Genomic DNA, 1,228 nt, shown 5'->3' with positions numbered 1-1,228 from the left:
ACGTGCCGTTGCCGTAGCTGCTGCCGTAAAGAATACTCGTGGTGCTGGACGCCTGGCTCGTCCAACTCGCTCCGTTATTGGAGGTCAAGATCGTCCCACGTGCTCCCGCCACCATATACATGCCGTTGACGTAAGTAATGTTCCATAGATCATCCGCAGTACCCGACGTACTACTCGTCCAACTAACTCCATCACTGGAGGTTAATATCGTTCCACTTCCCCCCACCGCTACATACATGCCGTTGACGTAGCTGACACTATACAGATTATTCCCGGTGCCCGACGTTTGGCTTGTCCAGCTCGCTCCGTCACTGGAGGTATAGATCCTGCCACCATACCCCACTGCCACATACGTGCCATTGCCGTAGATGACACCGTATAGAGGAAACGGAGTACCCGACGTGCGATTCGTCCAGCTCGCTCCGTCACTCGAGGTCAAGATTCTGCCATTAGAATCCACCGCCAGATATGTGCCGTTGGCGTAGATGACGTCGTTAATAAGATTCGTAGTAGCCGCCGACAGAGAGCCCGTCCAGCTCACTCCGTCACTCGAGGTCAAGATCGTTCCACTATTACCCGACGCCACAAACGTACCGTTAACGTAGCTGATGCCAGTAAAATGGTTCGTGGTACCCGACGTGCGGGCCGTCCAGCTCACGCCATCACTGGAGGTAATGATCGTTCCATTTAACCCCACCGCCACATATATGACGTTGTTGTAGGCGATACTATTTAGTCCATTCGTGGTGTTCGACGTGCGGGGCGTCCAGTTCACTCCGTCACTGGAGGCCAAGATCGTTCCACTTTGCCCCACCACCACATACTTGCCGTTGAAGTAGCTGACACCATATAGGCCATTCGTAGTGTTCGACGTGCGGGGTGTCCAGTTCACTCCGTCACTGGAAGTCAATATCGTTCCAACTGCCCCCACTACTATATAGTTGCCGTTGAAGTAGCTGACGGCATAAAGAAATTGCGTGGTGCTCGATGTCCGGCCCGTCCAGTTCGTTCCGTCGCTGGAGATCAAGATCGTTCCATTTTGCCCCACCGCCACAAACGAGCCGTTGCCGTAACTGACTGTACGAAGATCATACGTGGTGCTCGACGTGCGGGGCATCCAGCTCATACCATCGCTGGAGGTCAAGATCGTTCCACTTGCCCCTACCGCCACAAACGTGCCGTTGAAGTAGCTGACTCCATAAAGAGCTTTCGTAGTGCCCGAGTTGCG

Annotated in this window: 1 protein-coding gene; it reads right to left on the bottom strand. The window is 54.1% G+C overall.

Annotated features, from left to right (window positions below):
* Nucleotides 1-1,144 (bottom strand): hypothetical protein (locus C4S74_RS26885; RefSeq protein ID WP_219819081.1); only part of this gene is annotated, 1,144 nt, incomplete at its 3' end.
* Nucleotides 1,145-1,228: the final 84 nt, after the last annotated feature.

The sequence above is a fragment of the Paenibacillus sp. UNC499MF genome (assembly GCF_900107975.1).
In the GTDB taxonomy this organism is placed as follows: domain Bacteria; phylum Bacillota; class Bacilli; order Paenibacillales; family NBRC-103111; genus Paenibacillus_F.
This window is presented reverse-complemented; position numbering and strand designations above follow the sequence as displayed.